27 protein-coding genes are annotated in these 25,660 nt (G+C 69.6%); 12 read left to right on the forward strand and 15 right to left on the reverse strand.

The window, feature by feature from the left end; translation table 11 throughout:
• Positions 1–46: 46 nt before the first annotated feature.
• Positions 47–580, forward strand: coding sequence for a VanZ family protein (locus tag AB0H78_RS10655; RefSeq protein ID WP_363233899.1), 534 nt, complete (start codon positions 47–49; stop codon positions 578–580).
• Between the two features lie 92 nt (positions 581–672).
• Entirely contained in the window at positions 673–876 is a 204-nt protein-coding gene (locus tag AB0H78_RS10660; protein WP_363233900.1) for a PspC domain-containing protein, read from the forward strand.
• A gap of 76 nt (positions 877–952) precedes the next feature.
• On the opposite strand, the gene AB0H78_RS10665 is transcribed toward AB0H78_RS10660, so the two are convergent.
• Together AB0H78_RS10665 and AB0H78_RS10670 are read right to left on the reverse strand one after the other, a co-directional pair.
• Positions 953–1,348, reverse strand: a complete 396-nt coding sequence (locus tag AB0H78_RS10665; RefSeq protein ID WP_363233901.1) for an ATP-binding protein — start codon at positions 1,346–1,348, stop codon at positions 953–955.
• Between the two features lie 148 nt (positions 1,349–1,496).
• Positions 1,497–2,618 carry an adenosine deaminase gene (locus AB0H78_RS10670; RefSeq protein WP_363233902.1) on the reverse strand — a complete coding sequence of 374 codons (1,122 nt, stop codon included), beginning with the start codon at positions 2,616–2,618 and terminating at the stop codon, positions 1,497–1,499.
• A 112-nt stretch (positions 2,619–2,730) separates the two neighbouring features.
• Here AB0H78_RS10670 and AB0H78_RS10675 point away from each other — a divergent pair, with 112 nt between their 5' ends.
• A complete protein-coding gene (locus AB0H78_RS10675; protein ID WP_363233903.1) occupies positions 2,731–3,486 on the forward strand; it encodes an alpha/beta hydrolase in 756 nt (251 codons plus the stop codon).
• 7 nt (positions 3,487–3,493) lie between these two features.
• Here AB0H78_RS10675 and AB0H78_RS10680 read toward each other — a convergent pair whose 3' ends face one another.
• Entirely contained in the window at positions 3,494–4,081 is a 588-nt protein-coding gene (locus AB0H78_RS10680) for a Uma2 family endonuclease (RefSeq protein WP_363233904.1), read from the reverse strand.
• Between the two features lie 59 nt (positions 4,082–4,140).
• On the reverse strand, positions 4,141–4,785 hold the full coding sequence (locus tag AB0H78_RS10685) for a MerR family transcriptional regulator (RefSeq protein WP_363233905.1): 645 nt from the start codon (positions 4,783–4,785) through the stop codon (positions 4,141–4,143).
• 90 nt (positions 4,786–4,875) lie between these two features.
• Here AB0H78_RS10685 and AB0H78_RS10690 point away from each other — a divergent pair, with 90 nt between their 5' ends.
• A complete protein-coding gene (locus AB0H78_RS10690) occupies positions 4,876–5,448 on the forward strand; it encodes a DUF4188 domain-containing protein (protein ID WP_363233906.1) in 573 nt (190 codons plus the stop codon).
• On the opposite strand, the gene AB0H78_RS10695 is transcribed toward AB0H78_RS10690, so the two are convergent.
• Entirely contained in the window at positions 5,402–6,355 is a 954-nt protein-coding gene (locus AB0H78_RS10695) for a LysR family transcriptional regulator (RefSeq protein WP_363233908.1), read from the reverse strand. The two genes, AB0H78_RS10690 and AB0H78_RS10695, sit on opposite strands and share 47 nt — an antisense overlap.
• Positions 6,356–6,417: 62 nt before the next feature.
• On the opposite strand from AB0H78_RS10695, the gene AB0H78_RS10700 reads away from it, so the two are divergent.
• The 3 genes from AB0H78_RS10700 (at position 6,418) to AB0H78_RS10710 (ending at position 9,538) form a co-directional block, all read left to right on the forward strand.
• A complete protein-coding gene (locus AB0H78_RS10700) occupies positions 6,418–7,722 on the forward strand; it encodes an MFS transporter (protein WP_363233909.1) in 1,305 nt (434 codons plus the stop codon).
• Between the two features lie 23 nt (positions 7,723–7,745).
• Positions 7,746–8,447 (forward strand): L,D-transpeptidase, encoded by a 702-nt coding sequence (locus tag AB0H78_RS10705; RefSeq protein WP_363233910.1) that lies wholly within the window; start codon positions 7,746–7,748, stop codon positions 8,445–8,447.
• 107 nt (positions 8,448–8,554) lie between these two features.
• Complete coding sequence (locus AB0H78_RS10710) at positions 8,555–9,538, forward strand: sigma-70 family RNA polymerase sigma factor (protein ID WP_363233911.1); 984 nt, start codon at positions 8,555–8,557, stop codon at positions 9,536–9,538.
• A 202-nt stretch (positions 9,539–9,740) separates the two neighbouring features.
• Here the strand turns inward: AB0H78_RS10710 and AB0H78_RS10715 are convergent, their stop codons facing one another.
• The 10 genes from AB0H78_RS10715 to AB0H78_RS10760 form a co-directional block, all read right to left on the reverse strand.
• Positions 9,741–10,751, reverse strand: coding sequence for an AraC family transcriptional regulator (locus tag AB0H78_RS10715; RefSeq protein WP_363233912.1), 1,011 nt, complete (start codon positions 10,749–10,751; stop codon positions 9,741–9,743).
• 22 nt (positions 10,752–10,773) lie between these two features.
• Positions 10,774–11,055 (reverse strand): STAS domain-containing protein, encoded by a 282-nt coding sequence (locus AB0H78_RS10720; RefSeq protein ID WP_363233913.1) that lies wholly within the window; start codon positions 11,053–11,055, stop codon positions 10,774–10,776.
• A 110-nt stretch (positions 11,056–11,165) separates the two neighbouring features.
• Entirely contained in the window at positions 11,166–12,443 is a 1,278-nt protein-coding gene (locus tag AB0H78_RS10725; RefSeq protein WP_363234108.1) for a thymidine phosphorylase, read from the reverse strand.
• 196 nt (positions 12,444–12,639) lie between these two features.
• Entirely contained in the window at positions 12,640–13,044 is a 405-nt protein-coding gene (locus AB0H78_RS10730) for a cytidine deaminase (RefSeq protein ID WP_363233914.1), read from the reverse strand.
• The gene (locus AB0H78_RS10735; protein ID WP_363233915.1) at positions 13,041–14,306 is read right to left on the reverse strand and encodes an ABC transporter permease; all 1,266 of its coding nucleotides are present in this window, start codon (positions 14,304–14,306) and stop codon (positions 13,041–13,043) included. The genes AB0H78_RS10730 and AB0H78_RS10735 overlap by 4 nt, the downstream gene beginning before the upstream one ends.
• Positions 14,306–15,427, reverse strand: coding sequence for an ABC transporter permease (locus AB0H78_RS10740; protein ID WP_363233916.1), 1,122 nt, complete (start codon positions 15,425–15,427; stop codon positions 14,306–14,308). Before AB0H78_RS10740 ends, AB0H78_RS10735 begins: the two co-directional genes overlap by 1 nt.
• Entirely contained in the window at positions 15,424–17,097 is a 1,674-nt protein-coding gene (locus AB0H78_RS10745; RefSeq protein ID WP_363234110.1) for an ABC transporter ATP-binding protein, read from the reverse strand. Before AB0H78_RS10745 ends, AB0H78_RS10740 begins: the two co-directional genes overlap by 4 nt.
• Positions 17,098–17,232: 135 nt before the next feature.
• A complete protein-coding gene (locus tag AB0H78_RS10750) occupies positions 17,233–18,294 on the reverse strand; it encodes a BMP family ABC transporter substrate-binding protein (RefSeq protein ID WP_363233917.1) in 1,062 nt (353 codons plus the stop codon).
• A gap of 207 nt (positions 18,295–18,501) precedes the next feature.
• On the reverse strand, positions 18,502–19,584 hold the full coding sequence (locus tag AB0H78_RS10755) for a BMP family ABC transporter substrate-binding protein (protein WP_363233918.1): 1,083 nt from the start codon (positions 19,582–19,584) through the stop codon (positions 18,502–18,504).
• A 147-nt stretch (positions 19,585–19,731) separates the two neighbouring features.
• Entirely contained in the window at positions 19,732–20,964 is a 1,233-nt protein-coding gene (locus tag AB0H78_RS10760) for an amidohydrolase (protein ID WP_363234112.1), read from the reverse strand.
• 313 nt (positions 20,965–21,277) lie between these two features.
• Between AB0H78_RS10760 and AB0H78_RS10765 the strand changes: the two genes are divergently transcribed.
• From AB0H78_RS10765 to AB0H78_RS10785, 5 genes are all read left to right on the forward strand, one after another.
• Positions 21,278–21,928, forward strand: coding sequence for a GntR family transcriptional regulator (locus AB0H78_RS10765; RefSeq protein WP_363233919.1), 651 nt, complete (start codon positions 21,278–21,280; stop codon positions 21,926–21,928).
• A gap of 85 nt (positions 21,929–22,013) precedes the next feature.
• Positions 22,014–22,775 carry a PIG-L deacetylase family protein gene (locus AB0H78_RS10770; protein WP_363233920.1) on the forward strand — a complete coding sequence of 254 codons (762 nt, stop codon included), beginning with the start codon at positions 22,014–22,016 and terminating at the stop codon, positions 22,773–22,775.
• Positions 22,775–23,485, forward strand: coding sequence for a 4-carboxy-4-hydroxy-2-oxoadipate aldolase/oxaloacetate decarboxylase (locus AB0H78_RS10775; protein WP_363233921.1), 711 nt, complete (start codon positions 22,775–22,777; stop codon positions 23,483–23,485). The genes AB0H78_RS10770 and AB0H78_RS10775 overlap by 1 nt, the downstream gene beginning before the upstream one ends.
• 29 nt (positions 23,486–23,514) lie before the next feature.
• Positions 23,515–24,606 (forward strand): 4-oxalomesaconate tautomerase, encoded by a 1,092-nt coding sequence (locus AB0H78_RS10780; protein WP_363234113.1) that lies wholly within the window; start codon positions 23,515–23,517, stop codon positions 24,604–24,606.
• Positions 24,603–25,586: a catechol 2,3-dioxygenase gene (locus tag AB0H78_RS10785; RefSeq protein ID WP_363233922.1), complete on the forward strand. Its 984-nt coding sequence runs from the start codon at positions 24,603–24,605 to the stop codon at positions 25,584–25,586. The genes AB0H78_RS10780 and AB0H78_RS10785 overlap by 4 nt, the downstream gene beginning before the upstream one ends.
• Positions 25,587–25,660: the final 74 nt, after the last annotated feature.

The following is a 25,660-nucleotide window of genomic DNA, read 5'->3' on the forward strand; positions in this document are numbered from 1 at the left end:
AACCGATCGTGGCGGTCCGGGCGTCTTGGGGGGCGTGCGTCAAGGTATGGGCGGTGGTGCCGCCATCCGCTTCCGCGTCGGGGGATCCCTTCTCCTCGCCGCGTATCTGCTGTTTGTGGTCTGGCTGACGTTGCGCCCGCTGAACGTGATGTGGGTGACCGCATCGAACTTCACCCCGTTCGCCGGGATCCGCGCCGACCTCGACATGGGGGCGGCCGAGGCCGTGCGCCGGATCGGCGAGGGGCTCGCGCTGCTGGCGCCGCTGGGTGTGCTGCTGCCGCTGGCGGGGGGACGCCTGTACGTCTCCCCCTGGCTCTCCTTCGCCCGTACGGTCGCCGCCGGAGCACTGGTCTCGCTGGCCATCGAGCTGCTGCAGACCGGGGTGCCCGGGCAGGTCGTCGACATCGACTCGCTGCTGCTGAACACGGTCGGGGTGGCGCTGGTGCACCTCGCCGTCGTACCCGCGGCGCGGGCCGGTCTGCGTCGCAGGCAGGAGAAGAAGGCCGTGGCGGCCCTCCTGCGGGAGGAGCCTTCTCAGGGGGCTACCCCGACGATTCCCAGGGTCGGGATCGCCCCGTAGTCCGACGCTTTGCACCCCTCGTCCGAGGCACTCTGGATCCATCAGGGGCCGCGGTCGAGCGGCTCCCGCCACAGCTCGCGAAGGAGCCCCACATGTCCGCACTTGCCCGCCCCCGCGACGGCCGCGTCCTCGGCGGAGTGTGCGCAGCGCTGGCACGGCGCTTCGGCACCTCCGCAACGACGATGCGGGTGATCTTCGTGGTCTCGTGTCTGCTGCCCGGCCCGCAGTTCCTGCTCTATCTGGCGCTGTGGATCCTGCTGCCCGCGGAGGACAAGACGTCGTCCGCGGCCTGGTAACAGCCGCTGCTCGCACGAACACGAAAGGGCGCCCTCCGGAGAACCGGGGGCGCCCTTTCGCGTGGGTACGGCGTGACTAGCCGAGACCGGGGACCGCACCGGTCGGGAGGCCACCGGTGGGCAGCGCGCCCGTCGGGAGCGACCCGGTGGGCAGGCCGCCGAGGAGTCCGGAGACCGGGTCGCCCGTGCCGTCGGCCGGCAGGGTGCGCGGCAGCGTCTGGTCGGCGGTCGAGGGGGCGGTGGCGAGGCCGCTGGTGAGGGCGTTCTGCCCGGCACCCAGCGCCTCGGGTGCGCCGGCCGGGAGCTTGGCTGCGGCGTCCTCGACGGGGAGCGTCTTGGTCACGGTGTCCAGGGCGGAGGTCGCGTCCGGGAGAGTCGGGACGACCGAGGCGGAGGCGGTGCCGGCGGCGGCTGCGGCGAAGGCGGCACCGAGAACGGCAACACCGAGAGTCTTTGCTGCAGACTGCTTCATCAGGAAAACGTCCTTGGGGAAGGGGAAATTGAGCGGCTCCGCAAGGTAGTCAGGCCTTACGCCGCCCCGCAAACCCCCCTGCGCGGCCGGGTTTTGATGTTCGTAACTTCGCCCGGCCGCAGTCGTGCCCGCTTCCCTCCACACGGAACTAGCTGGTCACAGCGGTCTGCCGGAACAGCCATTCGGCTTTCAGTTCGGCGTATCCGGGCTTGATCACGTCATTGATCATGGCCAGTCGTTCATCGAAAGGAATGAAAGCTGATTTCATCGCATTGACTGTGAACCACTGCATGTCGTCGAGCGTGTAGCCGAAAGCCTCGACCAGGTGCTCGAATTCACGGCTCATGCTGGTGCCGCTCATGAGGCGGTTGTCGGTGTTGACGGTGGCGCGGAAGTGCAGCTTGCGCAGCAGGCCGATGGGGTGTTCGGCGTACGAGTCGGCCGCCCCGGTCTGGAGGTTGGACGTGGGGCAGAGCTCCAGGGGGATGCGCTTGTCCCGTACGTACGACGCGAGGCGCCCGAGCTTGACCGTGCCGTCGTCGGCGACCTGGATGTCGTCGATGATGCGCACGCCGTGCCCGAGCCGGTCGGCGCCGCACCACTGCAGCGCCTGCCAGATGGAGGGCAGGCCGAAGGCCTCTCCGGCGTGGATGGTGAAGTGGTTGTTCTCGCGCTTCAGATACTCGAAGGCGTCGAGGTGGCGGGTGGGCGGGAAGCCTGCCTCGGCGCCCGCGATGTCGAATCCGACGACGCCCAGGTCGCGGTAGCGGTTGGCGAGTTCGGCGATCTCCAGCGCGCGGGCGGCGTGCCGCATGGCGGTGAGCAGGGCTCCCACGCGGATGCGGTGGCCGCCTGCGCGGGCGCGCCGCTCGCCCTCCCTGAAGCCTTCGTTGACGGCCTCGACGACCTGCTCCAGGGTGAGCCCGGACTCCAGGTGCTGCTCGGGGGCGTACCGGATCTCCGCGTACACGACGCCGTCCTCGGCGAGGTCCTCGGCGCACTCGGCGGCGACCCGGAAGAGCGCGTCGCGGGTCTGCATGACGGCGCAGGTGTGCGCGAAGGTCTCCAGATAGCGCTCCAGCGATCCGGAGTCGGCGGCCTCCTGGAACCAGACCCCGAGCTTGTCGGCCTCGGTCTCCGGCAGACCTTCGTAACCGGCCTCGCGGGCGAGGTCGATGATGGTGCCGGGCCGCAGTCCGCCGTCGAGGTGGTCGTGCAGCAGCACCTTGGGCGCGCGCCGGATCTGATCCGCACTGGTTTCGTGTCTCATCTCCGCACTCTAGACCTACGCGCGTAGACCGCGCAGGAGATCTGCCGGTCGATACGTAACAGAGACCGTGCGGACGGGTGGAGTACACCTCTGCTTCTGAGACTGTTCTGTTATGCCACAGCAAGCACTTCGGTCGCCGGAAGCCAGGCTGGGACGGGCAGTTGGCACGGATCTGGCGGTCAGCGGGGTCACCCTGCTGCTCCCCGACGGCGAACCCCACTCGAAGCGCGGCCCCTCCCTCCTCGCGTACGCCACGGTGCGTCCGCTCGCCCGCCGGCTGGCCCGCGCGGGCGCCGAGGAGGGCCTGGCCGCACACATCGTCCGCTACCGCTACCGGGGCTGGAACGGCACCGACGCACATCTCGCCCGCGACGCGCGGTGGGCGGTCGAGGAGGTCATGCGGAGATACGGCGACATCCCCGTCTGCCTGGCCGGCCACGGCATGGGGGCCAGGGCGGCGCTGCACGCGGCGGCCCACCCGGCGGTCAACTCCGTGCTCGCACTCGCCCCTTGGCTGCCGGAGGACGACGTGGCGGCGACGCCCGAGCCGGTGAAGCAGCTGGTGGGCCGGCAGGTGCTGATCGTGCACGGCACGAACGACGCCCGCACGGACCCCGAGCTCTCCTTCCGCCTGGCGGAACGCATCAAGAAGATCAACCGCGACACCTGCCGCTTCGAGGTCCACTCCGACGGCCACGCCCTGCGCCAGCACCACGAGGAGGTCCACGCACTCGCGGCGGACTTCGTGACGGGCGCCCTGTTCTCCCGCGCCTACGCCCGCCCGGTCGCCGACGCCCTGGCGGCCCCGCCGCCCCTGGGACTGCGGATGCCATTGGCGGCGGGGTTCGGACGGTCGCTGCGGAGGTAGGCGGGGATCAGCCTTCGATGTCCTTGGCCGTGTAGCGCGGGAACGCGCTCGTGTCGATCCGCCAGTCACCGACCTGGATCTTCGCGCCGAAGGCGTACTCCCGGCTGTACGCGTACCGGGCCGCATCGCCCGTGCCCGTGGGCTCGGCGTGGTGGTGCACGAGTCCGGTGCGCGGATCGATGATCAGGTAGTGCTCGATCCGCATCGCCGGATAGTCGCGCATCTTGGACACGTAGTCGTTGTCCGGATTCGACGGGGAGACCACCTCCGCCGCGAGAAGGACCTCCGCCGGGTCGACGCCGGCCCCCTCCGCGTCAAGCGCTTCCTCACGTACCACCACGAGATCGGGTCGGCGCAGAATCCCCTGCGCGGGGTCCTCGACCTCGGGCCCGTTCTCGGCAATGAACCCCGGATCAGTGAGCGGAACCTGCGGCTCCAGCTCTCGGCGCAGGCGCCGCGCCGCGAGCTCGTGCCGCTTCGAGGGCGACATCATCATGACGATCTGCCCGTCCGAGATCTCCACGGGACTGAGCCCCGCAGGCACATCCAGCAGGTGGGCGTATCGCCGCAGATGCTCGTACACAGCTTCGCTCATACCAGTAACGATAGTCGCGCCGCGTGGGTCGTGACCGCGCATCGCTGTGGGCGGTCCGCCTACGACAGGCCGTACCTGCGTGCCGCCTCCTCCTCCTGGGCCAGGCGGTGCAGGGCCTGCAGCATCGGCTCGACGAGGACCGTTCCCGCGACCGCCGTCTCCACCTTCTCGGCAGCTGTGGGATACATGTCCATGATGTCCAGGTCGAGGATGGCGGCCTGGTACATCAACTCGGCGTATGGGAGAAGCAGTTCGGGTCCCCAGGGGTAGCCGAGGCGGTTGAGGGTGGCCAGCGCGACGACGAGTGCGCGGTGGGCCGGGGCGAGGGCGCCGATCTCGCGGGCCGTCGTCCAGCCCAGGGTTTCGAGCAGGTGGTCCACCACCTGGCCTGCCGCGATCACCGACGGGTCGCTCTCGTCGGGTTCGGGACCGTACGGCAGGGACCAGAGCGCCGCGCCCAGGCGCATCGTCTGGTCCAGGGAGTCGTCGTCGATGTACCCGATGACCTCCTTGGCAGTGGCCACCGGCAGGCGCCCGACCTCGATGAGGGCGCGAACCAGGCGCAGGCGGCGGATGTGGCTCTCGTCGTACTCCGCAGTGGTCGCGGCGACCCGGCGGCCTGGCGCCAACACCCCTTGCCGCAGGTAGTACTTGATCGTCGCGATGGAGACTCCGCTCCGCTCGCTCAACTCTGCCAGCCGCATCCCTTGCGCCCTTCCTCGGACAGCGTCATTATCCAAGAGTCGAGGATGGATAGCTACGTTATCCAATGGGCGATCTCCTGGGGGAGCAGCATGTTCGCGAAGCCGATTCCGGGCAACACCACCGCCGCCGCAGAGGGGGACGTGGTGGTCCTGCTCATCGGGATGCGGATCAACCACTTCTGGGCGGCGCACCGCTGGATCCCTGTCTTCGTCGGCATGCTGCGCATGCTGCGCGAGCTGGGACGGGACAAGAGCCGGGGGCTGCTCGGGCACGTACTGCTGACCGCGTCTCCGCGTACGTACTACGTGGTCCAGTACTGGGAGTCCAAGGAGAAGCTCTACGCCTACGCCTCCGCGCCCGACATGTTCCACCGCCGGGCGATGGCGGTCCTCAACCGCAGGCAGCTCAAGGGCAGGATGCACCAGCACGTGGGGCTCTGGCACGAGTCGTACATCGCTCCCGAGGGGTCCTACGAGACCATCTACGCCGACATGCCGCCCTTCGGGCTCGCCGCGGCCACCGGGGTGCTGCCCCTGGAGAAGCGCGGCCGGTACGCCGCCGACCGGTTCGCCCACGGCTCGGCGAAGAGGGCGGAAAAGCAGCTGGCCGACAGCGTCAGTCGGGCAGCAGATGACCACGCCGTGACAGCAGAAACGCCTTGAACGCCGCCACCGGCGGCGTGTCCGGGTGGCCGTCCAGCCAGGCCACGCCGATCTCGCGCACCGCGCGCTGACCGGTGATCGCGAGCTCCACAACTCCTGGGCGTGGCACGGCCGGTGGGGGGAGCAGTGCCACGCCCAGGCCTGCCGCCACCAGGCCGCGCAGGGTCTCCGCCTCCTCTCCCTCGAAGGCGATACGGGGCTTGAAGCCCGCCTCCGTACAGAGGTCGTCGGTGATGCGGCGCAGTCCGTAGCCGGGCTCCAGGGTGACGAAGGTTTCGTCCGCAGCCTCCGCCAGGCGGATCCGCTTGCGGGACGCGAGGCGGTGGTCGTCGGGGACCACCAGGCGCAGGCGCTGCTCGTCGAGGCGGCGGGCCACGAGGTCGGGGGCGTCGGGGACGGGTGAGGTCAGGCAGAGGTCGAGGGTGCCGGAACGCAGGCGTTCCAGCATCGCCTCGCCGTAGTTCTGGACGAGGCTGAAGCGGACGCGGGGGTGGTCGGCGCGGAAGGCGCGGATCAGGGACGGGACCGTCTCGGAGCCCAGCGTGTGCAGGAAGCCGAAGGCGACCTTGCCGGAGGTGGGGTCCGCATCGGCCCGTACGGAGTCCGCTGCCCGCTCCACCTCGGCCAGCGCGCGCTCCACCGTGGTGAGGAAGGTGCGGCCCGCGGGCGTGAGCGAGACCGTGCGGCCCTTGCGGGCGAAGAGGGCGACACCCAGGTCCGCTTCGAGGCGGACCATGGCGCGCGAGAGCGTCGACTGGGGGACGGAGAGCTCCTGTGCGGCCCGGGTCACATGCTCGTGGCGGGCGACCGCCTCGAAGTACGCGAGGCGGGGCGCGAGGAGGTGCGTGATGTCTTCTTCGTAACTGCTCGGTGACAGGCGGGGCTGTGAGCTGTGCTGATGCGCCATGGGAACGATTATGAGCCTTCCATGCATTGGACGCATGAAAGGGACGGGCTTAGTTTCGTCGCATGCCTCCTGTCAGTACCGGGGCGCTCACCGCAGTGAGTGCCTCCGCCGCGCCGTCCGTTCCGCTCCAGACGCTCCAGCTCTCCCCGGGCCGCCCCGGCTACCGCCGGATGAGCCTCGCGCTCTTCGCCGCGGGGATCGCCACCTTCGCGCTGCTGTACTCCACGCAGGCGCTGCTGCCCTCCATCACCGCCGGTTTCGGCGTCACGGCGAGCCAGGCCAGCTGGACGGTCTCGGCGGCGACCGGCGCACTGGCCCTGTGTGTGCTTCCGCTCAGCGCGCTCTCCGAGCGCTTCGGGCGGCGGACCATGATGACCGCCTCGCTCTCCGTCGCCGTGGGCATCGGCATGATCGTCCCCTTCGCGCCGGACCTGGGCTGGCTGATCGCCCTGCGCGCGGTCCAGGGCGCGGCGCTCGCCGGACTTCCCGCCTCGGCGATGGCGTACCTCGCGGAGGAGGTGCGGCCCAAGGCGCTGGTCGCCGCGATCGGGCTGTTCGTCGCGGGCAACTCCATCGGCGGCATGAGCGGGCGCATCGTCTCCGGCTGGGTCGCCCAGGCGTGGGGCTGGCGCGCGGCGCTGGGCGTCATCGGGCTGCTGGCCGTCGTGTGCGCGGTCGCCTTCCGCCTCCTGCTCCCCAAGGCCCGTAACTTCACGCCCGGTTCGCTGAACCCACGCGCCCTGGGCCGCACCGTCGCCATGCACCTCGCCGACCCGCTGCTGCGCCGCCTGTACGCGATCGGCGCGCTCTTCATGACGGTCTTCGGCGCGGTCTACACGGTCATCGGCTACCGCCTGGTCGCCGAACCCTTCAACCTGCCGCAGGGCCTGGTCGGTTCGATCTTCCTGGTCTATCTGGTCGGCACGGTCTCCTCGGCGGCCGCCGGCAAGCTGGTCGCCCGCACGGGCCGCCGCGGCGCGCTCTACCTCGCGGTCTCGACGACGGCCGCAGGCCTGCTGCTCTCGCTCTCGGACGCGATGGCCGCCGTCCTGCTGGGACTTGTCCTCATCACGGCGGGCTTCTTCGCGGGCCACGCGGTCGCCTCGTCGTCCGTGAGCCGTACGGCGAAGACGGGCCGGGCGCAGGCATCCGCCCTCTACCAGAGCGCGTACTACCTGGGCTCCAGCGCGGGCGGCACGCTCGGCGCGATCGCCTTCCACGCGGGGGGCTGGGGCGGCACGGTGGCACTGGGGCTGCTGGCGGTGGTGGGCGTCGCATCGATCACGCTGTACGGGTCGTACGCGGCACGGACCGCCCGGCACCCCGCGCCCGCCGGAAACTTCCGCCCCGCACGTGCAACTGACTGACCGATCCGTCTGTCTATCTCCATGTGAAGCATAGAGAGATACGAAAAAGCGCGGTCGCGGCCGGGATCACCGCACTGGTGATCCCGCTGACGGTCGTGCTGGGCGGCGCGACCCCCGCCCAGGCAGCCTCGTGCTCGACCAGCACGGGCCCCTACCAGAAGCAGGTCGAGAAGTTCCTCGGCCGCCCGGTGGACGGAAAGCAGTCCGCCGCCGACTGCAAGGCGACCCGCGCCTTCCAGGCCAAGCACGGCATCACCCCGACGATCGGGTACGCGGGCCCCGTGACCTGGGGCGTGATGAACGTGATGAACCAGCAGAAGGCCGCGGGCAAGACGCCCAACAAGGCCGGCAAGTGCCCCACCAACAAGGGCCGTATCGCCTGCGTCGACCTGACGCGTCAGCTGAGCTGGATCCAGGACGGCAAGAAGCTCGTGTACGGGCCCGTCCCGGTCCGCACGGGCCGCAAGGGGTACGCGACCCGCACCGGCCTGCACAAGATCTATTACCGGCACATCAACCACGTGTCGACGATCTACAACGTGGCCATGCCCTACAGCCAGTTCTTCGACGGCGGCGAGGCATTCCACTCGGTGAACCTCTCCATGTGGAACCCGCCGGGCTCGCACGGCTGCGTGAACATGACGTCCACGACGGCGAAGAAGTACTGGTCGCTGCTGAAGAAGGGCGACGAAGTCTACGTGTACGGGCGCAAGCCCGGGACGTGAGCGGACAAGGTCGGGGTCGATTGTCAGTGCCCTCCGGTAGGTTCCCAGTCATTGAGCGATGACCGATTCGCTTTGATGCGCTGGGTTCCAGGCAGGGGGGCGCTCCCATGAGCGATCTTGCAGCACCGACCGACATCGACGCACGACTCGAAGGCCACCGCCGGGAGTTGACGGGCTACTGCTATCGCATGCTCGGCTCGGCCTTCGAAGCGGAGGACGCGGTCCAGGACACGATGGTGCGTGCCTGGCGTAACTTCGACAAGTTCGAGGGGCGCTCCTCGCTGCGCTCCTGGCTGTACCGCATCGCCACGAACGTCTGCCTGGATCTGCTGAACGCGGGCAACAAGCGCGCCAGGCCCATGGACCTGACCTCCGCAGCGCCTCTCGCGCAGGCCGCGCTGAGCCTGCGCCCGGACAACGTATGGCTGGAGCCGATGCCGGACGCGCGCGTCCTGCCGACCCTGCACGACCCCGCGGAAGCCGCCGTGGCGAAGGAGTCGGTGCGCCTCGCGTTCGTCGCCGCCCTGCAGCAACTGCCCGCCAAGCAGCGGGCGGTGCTCATCCTGCGCGAGGTCCTCGCCTGGAAGGCGAGCGAGGTCGCCGAGCTCCTCGACACCTCCGTCGCGTCGGTGAACAGCGCGCTGCAGCGGGCGCGGGCGACGCTCGCCGAGGCACCGCCCGCCGACTCCGCGACGTCGGACCCGCTGGACGAGGAGCAGCAGAAGCTCCTGGACCGGTATGTCGCCGCCTTCGAGGGGTACGACATGAAGGCTCTGACGGAGCTGCTCGCCGAGGACGCCATCATGACGATGCCGCCGTTCGACCTGTGGCTGCGGGGGACTTCGGACATCACGGGCTTCATGACGACGCTGGGAGCCGAGTGCGCGGGGTCGCGCCTCGTACCGGTCTCGGCCAACGGCACGCCGGCGTTCGCGCACTACAAGCCGGATCCGGAGGGCGGGTTCACGGCGTGGGCCGTGCAGATCCTGGAGATCTCGGAAGGGCGCATCGCCGGGTACCACTGCTTCCTCGACCTCGATGCCGAGCGGTGGTTCCCGCTGTTCGGGCTCCCGACGAAGCTGGCCGGCTGACCCCCGCGGGGGTCCTCCCTCAGGCGGGGTCCGGGCCGTCGGGAAGTGTGGAGCACACGCGGGTGCGGGCCGGCCGGTGACCCGAGGGGGTGCGCCGGGCGGTTCGCGTACGCGGGCGGTGAGGAAGCCGATGCCACGGTGAGTATCACCGACGCCACTCACCGACCGGGTGGACAACAACTTCCGCCACCTCAGGTGCACTTTAGGGTCGGCGGGGCGGTCCGGCGATCCGTTCTGCGCGGGCGCAGTCCGGATAGCGCAGCGTTCGTGACGGGCTCTCGCCGTACCGTGCCCGGTACCGCGCGGCGAACCGCCCCAGGTGGGTGAAGCCCCAGCGCCAGGCCACCTCCCCCACCGTCAGCCCGGCCGGATCCGCCCGGCGCAACTCCTCGTGGACACGGGCCAGCCGGACGTCCCGCAGGTGACCCAGTGGCGTCGTACCCGCGTAACGGCGGAACGCTTCCTGCAGCCAGCGCACGCTGACCTGGGCGATGGCCGCCAGCTCGGTGGTGGTGAAGGGGTGTTCGGGGCGCTCCTCCATGGCGTCCATGGCGCGCTTGACGGGGGCCGGGCGGACGCCTGTCGCGGGTGCGGTCAGTTCCTCGTGATACGGGTGATCCACGGCCAGCAGGAGGCCGGTGAGCAGCGTCTCCTCGACCTGTGCCGCCATCAGGGGGTGCTGGAGCAGGCCGTCCCCCTCGCCGGCCTCGTGGAACATCCGCCGCACCAGCCGCACCCAACTGCTGCCCGGCCCCTGGGAGATGTCGAGTCCTGACGCGAGCTGGAGAGGCTGCCGCAGGGGGTGGCCGAGCATCGCCTCCAGTCGGCGCTGGAGCGCTGCGGACTCGATCTTCACCGCCAGCATGCGGCAGTCGCCGCTCCAGAACTCCACGCCGCAATCGCCGACCGGCTGATAGACCGCGGCCCGTGCGGGGTCCGCGACCTCTTCGGTGCGCCGGCCCTGGCGCCAGGCGAAGTGTCCGGTGAGCGCGATGTTCACATGGAAGGAGCCCAGCTCGCCGCTGCGCACCCGCAGATCGGTGCCGCTGGTCAGCTCCCCCACCGTCAGCGCGCCGAGGTCCGCGATGTCGTAGCGGGCTTCGAAGGACGTGGTCGGGCCGAGGACATCGAGGAAGCTCGCGTAGAAGCCCTCACGGATCGTCGAGAGGGCCACATCGACATCGGTGGTGCGGAGGGAGAACGGGTAGGACACGCCCCCAATGTGGCAGGTTCCGCTACGCGTTGTCCCCGATTCCCGCCAGGTCCAGAAGCGCCTTCAGCCCGGGCTGTACGTCACGCAGCCGCAGCGTGCTGCCGAGCCTTCGCGCGGTGAGCCGCAGACGGGCCACCGCCTCGATCGCGGCCAGGTCAGGGGCGATGAGGGTGCCGACGTCGCAGATCACCTCGGGCGCCCCCGTGCCGTACAGAAGGACCCGCAACTCCTCGCACAGACAGGGCACATCCGCCCGGGTGACCGGGCGGGTGATGACGAGGACGAGCGGTTCGGTGGCCTTCACATGGGTGCAGACCGGGCCGGGGCGCGGAACTCATCGCCGGCGCCCCGGACGGTCTCACATTCTGACCCTGCTGATCAGGGTGATCCGGCTGATCCGGCTGATCCGGCTGATCAGGCGATGCGGTCGATGAGGATCGGGGCCGCCGTGAACTCGGTGCCCGCGGGGGCGATGTCGTAGGCACCCTGGAGGGATTCGAGGGCGTACGCGAACTTCTCGGGGGTGTCCGTGTGGAGGGTCAGCAGCTTCTGGCCCGCGAGCACCACGTCGCCCGGCTTGGCGTGCATCTCGATGCCCGCGCCCATCTGGACCGCGTCCTCCTTGCGCGCCCGGCCGGCGCCGAGCCGCCAGGCGGCGACGCCGACGCCCAGGGCGTCGAGGCGGGTCAGGACTCCGGTGGTGGGGGCGGTGACCACATGGGTCTCGCGGGCCGTGGGCAGCGCCGCGTCCGGGTCGCCGCCCTGCGCCGCGATCATGCGCCGCCAGGCGTCCATGGCGGAGCCGTCGGCGAGGGCCTTGGCCGGGTCGGCGTCCTTCAGGCCCGCCGCGTCGAGCATTTCGCGGGCCAGGGCGAGGGTGAGCTCGATGACGTCGGAGGGGCCGCCGCCTGCCAACACCTCGACGGATTCCCGGACTTCGAGGGCATTTCCGGCGGTCAGGCCGAGCGGGGTCGCCATGTCGGTGAGGAGCGCGACCGTGTGCAGACCGTGGTCCTTGCCGAGGCCCACCATCGTCTCGGCGAGCTCGCGCGCCGTGCCGATCTCCTTCATGAAGGCGCCGGAGCCGACCTTCACGTCGAGGACGAGCGAGCCCGTGCCCTCGGCGATCTTCTTGGACATGATGGAGGACGCGATGAGCGGGATGCAGTCGACGGTGGAGGTCACGTCGCGCAGCGCGTAGAGCTTTTTGTCGGCGGGAGCGAGGCCGCTGCCGGGGGCGCAGATGACCGCGCCGACGTCGGTGAGCGTGCGCATCATGTCCGCGTTGGTGATGTCAGCGCGCCAGCCGGGGATCGATTCCAGCTTGTCGAGCGTGCCGCCCGTGTGACCAAGACCACGGCCGCTGAGCTGCGGTACGGCGGCTCCGCAGGCCGCGACGAGCGGGGCGAGCGGGAGGGTGATCTTGTCGCCCACGCCGCCGGTGGAGTGCTTGTCGGCGGTGGTGCGCGGGAGGGCGGAGAAGTCCATGCGCTCGCCGGAGTTGATCATCGCTGCGGTCCAGCGGGCGATTTCGGCGCGGTCCATGCCGTTGAGGAAGATCGCCATGGCCAGGGCGGACATCTGCTCGTCGGCGACCTCGCCGCGCGTGTAGGCGTCGATGACCCAGTCGATCTGGTCGTCGCTGAGTCGCTCGCGGTCGCGCTTGGTGCGGATGACGGAGATGGCGTCCATGGTCATGGAGCGGGGTTCCTTCCAGGAAGGGTCTATGCGCGTAGATGCCCTATACGAGCAGACGGGGTCCGGTTGCACAAGGGGGTGGGGCGGGCGTTGCGCGACCTCCGGCCGCGCTTCGTCCCCGATCTCCCCCGAGCTCTCAAGGACCAGGGGGAGATCGAGGACGGACCGGCCCCGCTCGGGCCGGTCCGGGCTATCCGACCAAGTGCTGGGGGCCGAACGCGTCCGGGAGCATCTCCGCCAGGGTCCGCACCCCGGCGGAGGTCTCCAGCAGGAGCTCCGGGCCCCCGAACTCGTACAGCAGCTGGCGGCAGCGCCCGCACGGCATCAGGACTTCGCCCGAGCCGTCCACGCACGTGAAGTGCGTCAGGCGCCCGCCCCCCGTGGCCTGCAGCGTCGAGACCAGGCCGCACTCGGCGCACAGGCCGAGTCCGTACGAGGCGTTCTCCACGTTGCAGCCCGAGACGGTGCGGCCGTCGTCGACCAGGGCCGCCGCGCCGACCGGGTAGCCCGAGTACGGCGCGTACGCCCGGGACATGGCCTCGCGGGCCGTGTCCCGCAGCGCGGTCCAGTCGACAGCGACCGCCTGGTCCGTCACTTGCCCTGGCCCTTCCGGTACGGCATCCCGTCCGCCTTCGGCATCCGCAGCCGCTGCGCCGAGAGCGCGAGGACCAGCAGGGTCACCACGTACGGCGTGGCCGTCACGAACTGGCTCGGCACCTCGTCCGTCAACAGGTACCACGCGAGCACCAGCGCCGCGACAGCCGTCGTGACGAGCCCGGCGACGTACCGCTTCTTCCAGAGCAGCCAGCCCACCGCGAGCACCAGCAGGATCGCCAGGAGCAGCAGGAGCGCGTGGACGTTCGTGCCGCCGCCGCGCAGGTTGAGGCTGTCGGTGTAGCCGAAGAGGCCGGCGCCGAGCGCCAGTCCGCCGGGCATCCAGTTGCCGAAGATCATCGAGGCGAGACCGATGTAGCCGCGGCCGCCCGTCTGACCCTCCAGGTAGAAGTTGGCGGAGACGATCGAGAGGAACGCGCCGCCGAGGCCCGCGAAGCCGCCCGAGATGATCACGGCCAGGTACTTGTACTTGATGACGTTCACGCCGAGCGACTCGGCCGCGACCGGGTGCTCACCGCAGGAGCGCAGCCGCAGACCGAAGGACGTACGCCACAGGGCCCACCAGGTGAACGGGACCAGCGCGATGGCGATCAGCGTCAGCCAGGACACGTTGGTGACCAGGCCGCCGAGCAGTCCCGCGATGTCCGAGATCAGGAACCAGCCCTTGTGGTTCAGGTCGGAGAGCCAGTCCGCCAGACCCGGCACCGTGAAGGATCCCAGCGAGTCCACCGGCGGCGACTGCTTGGAGGAGCCGCCTTCCTTGCCCTCGAAGGCGAACTTCGAGAGGTAGCGCGTCATGCCGAGCGCCAGGATGTTGATCGCCACACCGGAGACGATGTGGTTCACGTTGAAGGTGACCGTGACGATCGCGTGGATCAGTCCGCCCAGCGCACCGCCGAGGATCCCGAAGAGGAGTCCGACCCACGGGCCCCACTGGAAACCGGCCCAGGCACCGAACCAGGTGCCGAGGATCATCATGCCTTCGAGGCCGATGTTGACGACGCCCGCGCGCTCGGCCCACAGGCCGCCGAGTCCGGCGAGGCCGATCGGCACGGCGAGCTGCAGGGCGGTGGACATCTGGCCGACGTCGGTGATGCCGTCGGCACCGGTGATGATGCGGACCAGCGAGGTGAGCGCGAGCACACCCGCGATCAGCAGCATCAGCACGGGGAGGGTGAGCTTGTTCCTGACGGACTGGCCGGGCTTCGCCTTCGGCGTCCCGGCGACGGTTGCCGTAGCCATCAGACCGCCACCTCCTTCGTGATGTCGGAGTTCTTCTTCTTACGGGCGGCCTTGGCCAGCTCCTCGCCGACGCGCTGCTGCTGGCGGCGCAGGCCCCAGCCGCGTACGACCTCGTACGAGACGACGACCGCGATCACGATCAGCGCCTGCATGATGACCGCGATCTCCTTGGGGTACCCGGCGAAGTCCAGCGCCGGGGACGCCTTGTCGAGGAAGGCCCAGAGGAGTGCGGCGAAGGCGATGCCGACCGGGTTGTTCCGGCCGAGCAGCGCGATGCCGATGCTGGTGAAGCCGATGGTGCTCGGGAAGGTCAGGTCGAAGGTGTGCGTGTCGCCGAGCAGGATCGGCATGCCCGCGAGGCCCGCCATTCCGCCGGAGAGCAGCATCGCCGTGAGGACCATGCGCTTGGAGTTCACACCGCTCGCCGCGGCGGCCGACTCCGAGGCGCCGGAGGCGCGCAGGTCGAAGCCGAAGCGGGTGCGGTTGAGGACCAGCCAGTACAGGAAGCCGATGACGGCCGCGACGATCACGAAGCCGTAGATGTTGCCGGCCGAGCCCATCGAGATGCCCGGGAACCAGCCGGACTTCGACATGATGCCGGTCGTCTGGTTGTTGCCGACCGCGACACCGAGGTGGTCGGTCAGGGTGAGCCAGGCGATCAGGCTGGTCGCGATGGAGTTGAGCATGATCGTGGCAACGACCTCGCTCACCCCTCGGGTGACCTTGAGGACGCCCGCGATCCCGGACCAGAGGGCGCCGGTCAGCATCGCGACGATCAGCAGCATCGGGATCTGCAGGAAGCCGGGCAGCGAGACCGAGGCGCCGACGACGGCGGCGGTCATCGCGGCGAGGCGGTACTGGCCGTCGATGCCGATGTTGAAGAGGTTCATCCGGAAGCCGATGGCGACCGCGAGGGCGGCCAGGTAGTACATGCCGGCCTGGTTGATGATCAGCACCTGCACGTCGGAGAACCCGGCCTGCTGGAACATCAGGGTGTACGGCTCGATCGGGCTCTTGCCCGAGACCAGCAGGATGATCGAGGTGAGCGCGACGGCGATCACCAGGGCCATGGCCGGTCCGGCGAGCGCGAGGAGCACGCGCTCTTTGGAGAACTTCTTCATCGGGCCTCACCGTCTTCTACGACGTCGGTTGCTGCGGCGTCTTCTTCGACGTGCTCAAGGTGGCCGGAAGCCGCGCCGGTCATCGCCGAGCCCAGTTCTTCCGGGGTGACGGTGGCCGGGTCGGCATCCGCGACCAGGCGGCCGTTGTAGATCACCCGGAGGGTGTCGGAGAGCCCGATGAGCTCGTCCAGGTCGGCGGAGATCAGCAGCACGGCCAGTCCCTCGCGGCGGGCTTCGCGGATCTGGTCCCAGATCTGCGCCTGCGCGCCGACGTCCACACCGCGCGTGGGGTGGGCGGCGATGAGGAAGCGGGGCTTGTGGCTCATCTCGCGGCCGACGATCAGCTTCTGCTGGTTGCCGCCGGAGAGGGAGGCCGCGGTGACGTCGATGCCGGGGGTACGGACGTCGTACTCCTTGACGATGCGGCGCGTGTCCTCCTGGGCGGACTTGGGGTCCAGCCAGAAGCCTTTGGAGTTGGGGCGCTCGGTGACGTGACCGAGGATGCGGTTCTCCCAGAGGGGCGCTTCGAGGAGCAGGCCGTGACGGTGACGGTCCTCGGGGATGTACCCCATGCCCTGCTCGCGGCGCTTGCGCGTAGGAGTCGAGGTGATCTCCTCGCCGAGGAAGCGGATGGTGCCCGCGTCGGCGTGCCTGAGACCGATGAGGGCGTCGATGAGCTCGGTCTGGCCGTTGCCCTCGACACCCGCGATGCCCATGACTTCACCGGCGTGGATGGTGAAGGTGATGTTGTCGAGGGTCAGCTTCTCGCCGCTGTGGCCGACCTCGGACATCAGCATGCCCGCGGAGGTCTCGTTGCTGAGCCCGACGGTGCCCTTGTCGGAGGCCGTCAGGCCCTCGACCTCGATCACCGGCTTGTCCGTCACCGTCGACTCGCTCGTCTCGGGCGTCGGCAGCTCGCTGCCCACCATCAGCTCGGCGAGCTGGCGCGGGGTCGTCTCGGCGGGGACGGCCGTGCCGACCGTCGTACCGCGCCGGATGACCGTGATCTCGTCGGCGACCGACAGGACCTCGCCCAGCTTGTGCGAGATGAAGATGACCGCGAGGCCCTCGGACTTGAGCTCGCGCAGGTTGTCGAAGAGTGCGTCGACCTCCTGCGGCACCAGGACCGCGGTCGGCTCGTCGAGGATCAGGGTCGTCGCACCGCGGTAGAGGACCTTGAGGATCTCCACGCGCTGACGGTCGGCGACGCCGAGGTCCTCGATGAGGAGGTCGGGGCGGACCCCGAGCCCGTACCGCTCGGAGATCTCCTTGATCTTCCTGCGGGCGGCCCCGCCGATGCCGTGCAGCTTCTCGCTGCCCAGCACGGTGTTCTCCAGGACGGTCAGGTTGTCCGCCAGCATGAAGTGCTGGTGGACCATCCCGATGCCGCGGTTGATCGCGTCGGCCGGGGTGGAGAGGGCTATCTGCTCTCCGTCGATGGCGATGGTGCCCTCGTCCGGCTTCTGCATGCCGTAGAGGATCTTCATCAGCGTCGACTTGCCGGCGCCGTTCTCACCGACGAGCGCATGGACGGTGCCCTTGCGGACGCTGAGGTGGATGTCGTGGTTGGCGACGACGCCGGGGAACCGCTTGGTGATGCCGGTCAGTTCCACGGCGAGTGCCGTGCCGGATGCCGGGGACGGAGCCGGCGGGCTGGTGGACGCGTTGATAGCGCACTCTCCTCGGGAAAGGGGAGGTCTACGCGCGTAGGTCCCCTGCTTCAACGGAGTTACTGCCGAGCCGTGGAAAGGGGCGCGGGAAGGTTGATCCTCCCCGCGCCCCGTTCCACGGCCGTATCGCTGTGATTACGGAGTGGTCTTGACCTTGATCTTGCCGCTCGCGATGTCCTTCTTCGCCTGCTCGACCGCCGTCTGCACCGCGGTCATCTTGGTGAAGGCCGGGTTCGAGGTGGCGAGCGCGACGCCGTTGGAGGCGAGGTCCGCACGGACGACGCCGGTCTCGGGCTTGCCATCCTGAACCGACTTGGCCAGGTTGTACACCGCCTCGGATACCGACTTCGTCACAGAAGTGAGGATGTGGTCCTTGTACTTGGCGAGGGCCGACTGGCTGTACTGGTCGGAGTCGACGCCGATGGCCCACTTGCCCGCGGTCGCGGCGGCCTCGATGGAGCCCTGACCGGCCAGACCGGCGGCCGAGTAGATCACGTCGGCGCCCGCGTCGAGCTGGCCCTGGGCGGCGGCCTTGCCGAGGTCGGGCTTGGAGAAGCCGTCGTAGTTCGGGGGCTGGGTCAGGAACTGCGACTTGACGTTGACCTTGCCGCCCGAGGCGTCCTTGACGCCCTGCTCGTAGCCCGCCTGGAACTTCTTGATCAGCGGGGTCTCGACACCACCGATGAAGCCGACGGTGTTGGTCTTGGTCGTCTTCGCGGCGGCGACACCGGCGAGGTAGGAGCCCTCCTGCTCGCTGAAGACGAGGTCGGCGACGTTGTCGGCCTTGACCGTCTCGTCGTCGATGATGCCGAAGGTCACGTTCTTGTACTTCGCGGCGGCCTGCTTCACGGCGTCCGCGTAGACGAAGCCGACACCGATGACCGGGTTGTAACCGGCCTGCGCGAGGGACTCCAGGCGCTGGACCTTGTCGGCGGTGGCCTCGCCGGCCGACGGCTCGACGTCCTTGCCGCCGATCTTGAGCTCGTCCATGGCCTTCTTCATGCCGGTGTACGCGGCATCATTGAAGGACTGGTCACCCTTGCCGCCGACGTCGTACGCCAGGGCTACACCCTTGGACTCGCCGGCCTTCTTGCTGCTGCCCGTGGAGTCGGTGGACGTACCACCACAGGCGGAGAGGGCGAGGGCGAGGGCGGTGGTTGCAGCGCCTGCAACCGCTATTCGAGAAACCCGGCGCATAGGGAAGTGCTCCTTCGGTACTGCGCCGTACAGGCGCTGGCTCCGCCGCAGCGTAACGCGCGTAGACAGAACATAAAACCCCCCAAGTCCACCTGTTATCGGGCTGTGTCTCACCGCGCGTACGTGTCGCATACACCTGTTACGGGCAGCAAAGCGGGCGGGGCGCGGGGGTTCGGACCCCCGCGCCCCGCCCGCTCAATGATCTTGTTACGGCGTTGCCTTGACCGTGATCGTCCCGGCGATGATCGCCGCCTTGGCCTTGTCCACGGCGGCCACCACATCGGCCATCGCGGTGTACTTCGGGTTCGATGCGGCCAGGCCGACCCCGCCCGACTTCAGGTCGAAGCGCTGCTCGCCGGAGAGCGGCTTGCCCTCGACGACCGACTTCACGAGGGAGTAGACGGCGCCGCCGACGTCCTTCGTCATGGACGTGAGGATGTAGTCCTTCGAGGAGGCGAGCGCCTTCTGGTTGTACTGGTCGGAGTCGACGCCGATCGCCCACGCCTTACGGGCGGCCGTGGCCTCGATCGCACCCTGGCCCGCCAGGCCCGCCGCGTGGTAGACGACGTCCGCCTTCTTGTCCAACTGGCCCTGCGCGGCGGCCTTTCCGAGGTCCGGCTTGGAGAACCCGTCGAAGTTCGGCGGCTGCGTCAGGTACTGCTTGAGCACCTTGACCGACTTGTCCGTGTCGTTGACGCCCTGGACGAACCCGGCCTCGAACTTCTTGATCAGCGGGGTCTCGACACCGCCGATGAAGCCGACGGTCTTCGTCTTGGTCGACTTGGCCGCGGCGACGCCCGCCAGATAGGAGCCCTGCTCCTCGCTGAAGACCAGGTCGGCGACGTTGTTCAGCTTGATCGTCGAGTCGTCGATGATGCCGAAGGTGACGTTCGGGTTCTTCGCGGCCACCGCCTTCACCGCGTCGGCGTAGACGAAACCGACGCCGATGACCGGGTTGTAGCCCTGCTGGACCAGGGTGGTCAGCCGCTGGATCTTGTCGGCGGCGGTCTCACCGGTGGACGGCTCGACATCCAGGCCGCCGACCTTGAAGTCCTTCTCGGCCTTCTCGAAGCCTGCGTAGGCGGCGTCGTTGAACGACTGGTCGCCCTTGCCGCCGATGTCGTAGGCGAGGCCGATTCCCTTGCCCTTGTAGCCGGTCGAGGCGCCCGTGCTGCCGCTGGACGGCTTCGACGACGAAGAGTCGGTGCTGGTCTTTCCACAAGCGGAAGCTGCGAGGGCCATGGCGGCGACCGCCACAGCAACTCCGGACAGCCTGGATATACGGCGCAACGGAAGCTCCTTCAGCCAAAGCGCCGCTCTGGGCGCTGAGTTCGGCGCAGCGTAACGCGCGTAGATGGTCCTGGGAATGTGCTTTGACGGTGCCGTTACCGATTCGTGCCGACCGCCGGTTACGTCCCGGTGAACGAGCCGGACGAATCAGTCCTGACCGTCCAACAATGCTGCTGCCGTGAAGAGTTCGACCCCTACGGTGATGGACTTTTCGTCCGCGTCGAAGTCCCCGCGGTGCAGATCTCCGCGCGCGCTGTCGCCGGGGGTGCGGACCCCGAGCCTGGCCATCGCGCCCGGCACCTTCTCCAGGTACCAGGAGAAGTCCTCGCCGCCCAGGCTCTGTTCGGTGTCCTCGACCGAGAAGGCGCCGCGCCGCGCCGTCATCGCGTCGCGCAGCAGCTCGGTGACGGCGGGGTCGTTGACGACGGGCGGCACGCCCCGTACGTACTCCACGACCGATTTGGCCCGGTGCAGGTCGGCGATCTCGACGATCGCCGCGTGGACCAGGTCGGGGGCGTCGTGCCAGGCCTTGAGGTCCAGGCACCGTACGGTCCCGGAGAGTTCGGCGTGCTGCGGGATCACGTTGCAGGCGTGGCCGGCCTCGATGCGCCCCCAGGTGAGCGCGAGTCCCGAGCGGGCGTCGATGCGCCGCGCCAGCAGGGCGGGCACCTCGGTGACGACCTTCGCGGCCGCGGTGACCAGGTCGGTGGTGAGGTGGGGGCGCGCGGTGTGGCCGCCGGGGCCGTCCAGGGTGATCTCGAGGCGGTCGCAGGCCGAGGTGATGGGTCCCGTACGCAGCCCGATGCGGCCCGCGTCGACCTTGGGGTCGCAGTGCACCGCGATGATCTTCCCGACCCCGTCCAGGACACCGGAGTCGATGGCGTCGGGGGCGCCGCCGGGCAGGACCTCCTCGGCCGGCTGGAAGATCAGGCGGACCGCGTGCGGGAGCAGACCCTGCCGGTCGAGGGCGGCCAGGACGAGCCCGGCCCCGAGGACGGTGGCGGTGTGGATGTCGTGGCCGCAGGCGTGTGCCCGGTCGGGGACCGTGGAGCGGTAGGCACAGTCGGCCTTGGTGTCCGGAATGGGCAGTGCGTCGATGTCCGCGCGCAGGGCGAGCATGGGCCGTACGCCGTCCCAGGCGCCGATGTCGCACATCAGGCCGGTGCCGGTGTCGAGCACGCGCGGTACGAGCCCCGCCGCCTCGAGCCGTGTCTTGATCGCGGCCGTGGTGCGGAACTCCTGGTTGCCGAGCTCCGGGTGCATGTGCAGATCGCGCCGGAAGGCGATCAGTTCGGCGCGCAGTTCGTCGGGAAGCGCGCCGAGGAGCGGTGCTCCGGCGTCGGAATCGGCGTCGGCACCGGCATCGGGATCGCGGGACATCAACTGGTTCACCTGTTGAAGGGTAGGCCCCGGGGCCGCCCAACTCACCCTCGATCAACAAAAGTTCAGCCGCATAGGCGAAGGTTCCTCGTCCGATTACGTATGAAGCGCAGCCGCGGTGGGTAAGCTCCTCCGCTTCTCTTCCTGGTCAGTGCATATGCGGCCCGCCGTGCCGCCGCCCGACGCGAGGTGCGTCACATCCGGGCGCGCATGCCGGTGCCGCGCGCCCCTCAGTGCACCTTGGACAAAATTGTTGACAATCCTGTTGCCCTAGATTTAGGTTCGACAGGCACTCACCCAGGGAGGGCAAACGATGCCGGACCAACCCCGTTCGGGCACCGGAGAGCAAGCGAAGCAGCAGGCTCTGACGCAGCTCAGGCAGGCCATCCTGCGAGGCGACATGGCACCGGCCCAGCGGCTGGTGGAGAACGAGCTCGCCGAGCAGTTCGGTGTGACGCGGGCCAGCGTCAGGGCTGCGCTGATCGATCTGGCGGCCGAGGGACTGGTCGAGCGGATCCGTAACCGCGGATCGCGTGTACGGGTGGTGACGGTCGAGGAGGCCGTCGCCATCACCGAGTGCCGTATGGCCCTGGAAGGGCTGTGCGCGGCGAAGGCCGCCGTCGCCGCGAGCGACGAGCAGCTGGCGCAACTGGCCGACGTGGGCGCCGCGATGTCCAAGGCGGTCGCGAACGGCGAGCCGGTGACGTACTCCGAGCTCAACCATCAACTGCACTCCCTGATCAGGGAGTTCTCCGGCCAGCCCGTGGCCGTGGAGCTTCTTGACCGGCTCAACGGCCAGCTGGTGCGCCACCGTTTCCAGCTCGCGCTGCGACCGGGGCGGCCCCAGCAGTCCCTGGGTGAACACCTGGCCATGATCGAGACGATCACGTCCAGGGACCCGAAGGCGGCCGAAGAGTCCGTCCGTGCCCACCTGGCAGGCGTGATCGACGCATTGCGCGAATAACGCGAACAGCGCGTGGAGCGCATGGAGCGCGTGGAGCGCCACCGAGGTGGGCCGACCTTCCTGTCCCAGCAAGGAGATTCAGCCCATGACCCACGGCACGGCGCCCACCACCCCACCCGCACCCCCACGATCGACGCTCGTCGTCACCGCGCACGCCGGTGACTTCGTCTGGCGGGCCGGCGGAGCCATCGCGCTGGCCGCCTCACGGGGCGAGAAGGTCACCGTCGCGTGCCTGACCTTCGGCGAGCGCGGCGAATCGGCGAAGGCCTGGCGCGAGGGGAAGTCCCTGGAGGAGATCAAGGCGCTGCGTCGCGACGAGGCCGAGAAGGCCGCGGCCGCGCTCGGCGCCGAGGTCCGTTTCTTCGACGCGGGCGACTACCCGCTGCTCGTATCGCCGGAGCTGACCGACCAGTTGGTCGAGGTCTACCGCGACACCCAGCCGGACGTCGTCCTCACCCACCCGGCCAATGACCCGTACAACGGCGACCACCCGGCCGCACACCGCATGGCCCTGGAGGCCCGCGTCCTCGCCCAGGCCATCGGCTACCCGGGCCCCGGCGAGATCATCGGCGCCCCGCCCGTCTTCTTCTTCGAACCGCACCAGCCCGAGATGAGCGGCTTCAAGCCCGAGGTGCTCCTCGACATCACCGAGGTCTGGGAGACGAAGCGGAAGGCCATGGAGTGCCTGGGCGCCCAGCAGCACCTGTGGGACTACTACACGGATCTGGCCGTACGGCGCGGAGTCCAGCTCAAGCGGAACGCGGGCCCCAATCTCGGCCTGGCGCACAGGACCATGGCGGAGGCTTACATGCGTCCGTTCCCGCAGATCACCAAGGAGCTGGCCTGATGCCCGGCGTGATCGTCACCAACCCTCCGAAGGCGCCGGCGAAGGACGTGGACGCGCTCTCCGCGTACGGCACCGCCACCGTGTCCGAGGCGCTCGGCCGCACCGGGAGCCTCGGACTCGGGCTGCGCCCCGTCCAGCAGGACGTTCGGATCGCGGGCACCGCGGTGACCGTCGTGTGCTGGCCCGGCGACAACCTCATGATCCATGCGGCCGTCGAGCAGTGCGGCGAGGGCGACGTCCTCGTCGTCACCACCACATCCCCTTGTACGGACGGCCTGTTCGGCGAGCTCTTCGCCACCGCGCTCACCGCGCGCGGGGTGCGCGGGGTCGTCATCGACGCGGGCATCCGCGACACCTCCGAGCTGCGTGAACTGGGCTTCCCCGGCTGGGCGGCGGCCCTCTCCCCGCAGGGCAGCGTCAAGGCGACGGGCGGATCGGTGAACGTGCCGGTCGCGATCGGCGGGCAGGTGATCCGCCCCGGGGACGCGATCGTCGCCGACGACGACGGCGTGGTGGTCGTCCCGCGCGAGCGCACCGGCGAAGCCGTGGCGGCCTGCGAGGCGCGCGAGGCGAAGGAGGCGGCGGCCCGGGCGGCCTTCCAGGGAGGCCAGTTGGGCCTGGACCGCTACGGGCTGCGCGAGACGCTCGTACGCCTCGGTGTCCGGTACCGGACGTACGAGGAGTACACCGCCGACGGGACCCGGCCGTGACGACCGGGCCGCCCGAGGAGGTCCGCTGCATGCTGATGCGCGGCGGCACCTCCAAGGGCGCCTACTTCCTGGCCGCCGACCTGCCCGCCGATCCCGCCGTACGCGACGACCTGCTGCTCCGCACCATGGGCAGCCCCGACCCGCGCCAGATCGACGGAATCGGCGGCGCGCACCCACTGACCAGCAAGGTCGCCGTGGTCTCCCCCTCGGCCGACCCCGCCGCCGATGTGGACTACCTCTTCCTCCAAGTGGGCGTCGACCGACCGGAGGTGACGGACCGCCAGAACTGCGGCAACCTGCTCGCCGGGGTGGGCCCCTTCGCCGTGGAACGCGGCCTCGTGCGCCCCGGCGGCGAGCAGACCTCCGTACGCATCCGGATGGTCAACACCGGCGACCTGGCCACGGCGGCCTTCCCGACCCCGGGCGGCCGTGTCGCGTACGGCGGCTCCACCGCGATCTCCGGCGTGCCGGGGACGGCAGCGGCGGTGGTCATCGAGTTCCCGCCGGGCCCGAGCCCGCTGTTGCCGACGGGCCGGGCCCTCGACCGCATCGCCGGAACCCCGGTGACCTGCGTGGACAACGGAATGCCGACCGTCCTGATCGCCGCCTGCGACCTGGGGATCAGCGGTTACGAGGACCCGGCCGACCTGGAGAAAGACCAGGACCTGCGCGCCCACCTCCATGAACTCCGGCTCTCAGCAGGGAAGTTGATGGGACTCGGCGACGTCGGTACGACGACCGTGCCCAAGCTCAGCCTGCTCGCCCCGCCCCGGCACGGAGGGGCGGTCACGACGCGCACCTTCATCCCGGTGCGCTGCCACACCTCCATCGGCGTCCTGGGCGCGGCGAGCGTCGCCGCCGGGCTGCGGATACCCGGTTCGGTCGGCGAGGGCATCGCGCAGTTGTCCTCAGAGAGCTCACAGGCGGGCCTGGTACGTATCGAACACCCCACCGGTTTCCTCGACATCGAGGCCGACATCGCGCCCGGCCCCCCACCGGTGGCCCGTCGCACGGCCGTGGTCCGTACCGCACGGAAACTCTTCGACGGAACGGTCTTCCCCCGCCCCGCCGCCGAAGCCGCACCGCACCGCACTTCTGAAGGACGAAGGAGCCGCACATGACCCCGCCGCTCGGCGACATCGCGCATCTCGGCCACGTGGACCTGCTCACGCCCGACCTGGACGCCAGCGTCCGGTTCTTCACGGACTACCTCGGCCTGACCGTCAACGGCAGCACCGGGGACTCCGTCCACCTGCGCACCTGGGACGACTACGAGCACCACAGCCTCACGCTCACCCCCCACACCACCTCCGGCATACGCCGCACCGCCCTGCGCACCTCCAGCGAGGAGGCGCTGCACCGACGGGTCAAGGAGATCGAGGCGAGCGGCCGCCCCGGCCGCTGGACCGAGGACGAGCCGGGCATCGGCAGGCTGTACGTCACGACCGACCCGGACGGCCACGAGATCGCCCTGTACTGGGAGAGCGAGTGGTACCAGGCCCCGCCCGAGCTCAAGCCCGGCCTGAAGAACCAGCCGCAGGCCAAGCCCGGCCACGGCGTGGGCGTACGCCGCCTGGACCACGTCAACTTCCTGGCCGCGTCCGTGGAGCCCAGCGGCGACTTCGTCCGCGACCAACTGGGCGCCCGCCCCACCGAGCAGATCCGCCTCGACGACGGCCGGATCGCCGCCCAGTGGCTGACCTTCAGCAGCAAGTCGTACGACATCGTCTACACCGAGGACTGGTCGGGCACGCAAGGCCGCCTGCACCACATCGCGTTCGCGACCGACACCCGCGAGGACATCCTGCGTGCGGCCGATCTCGCCCTGGACACAGGGGTGTTCATCGAGACGGGCCCGCACAAGCACGCCATCCAGCAGACGTTCTTCCTGTACGTCTACGAGCCCGGCGGCAACCGCGTCGAGCTCTGCAACCCGCTCACCCGCCTCGTCCTGGCGCCCGACTGGCCGCTGATCACCTGGACCGAGAACGAGCGGAAGAAGGGCCAGGCCTGGGGCCTGAAGACCATCGAGTCCTTCCATACGCACGGGACCCCTCCGCTCGAAACACCTCCGCTCGAAACCCCGCCGCTCGAAAACTGAGCCCGGCAGAAGGCATCAGCGCACCACAAAGGGGTTGGGACACGGCCGTTTCTAGGATTGTTGACAAAACCGTT

Source organism: Streptomyces sp. NPDC050738, from assembly GCF_040654175.1.
Lineage (GTDB): Bacteria > Actinomycetota > Actinomycetes > Streptomycetales > Streptomycetaceae > Streptomyces.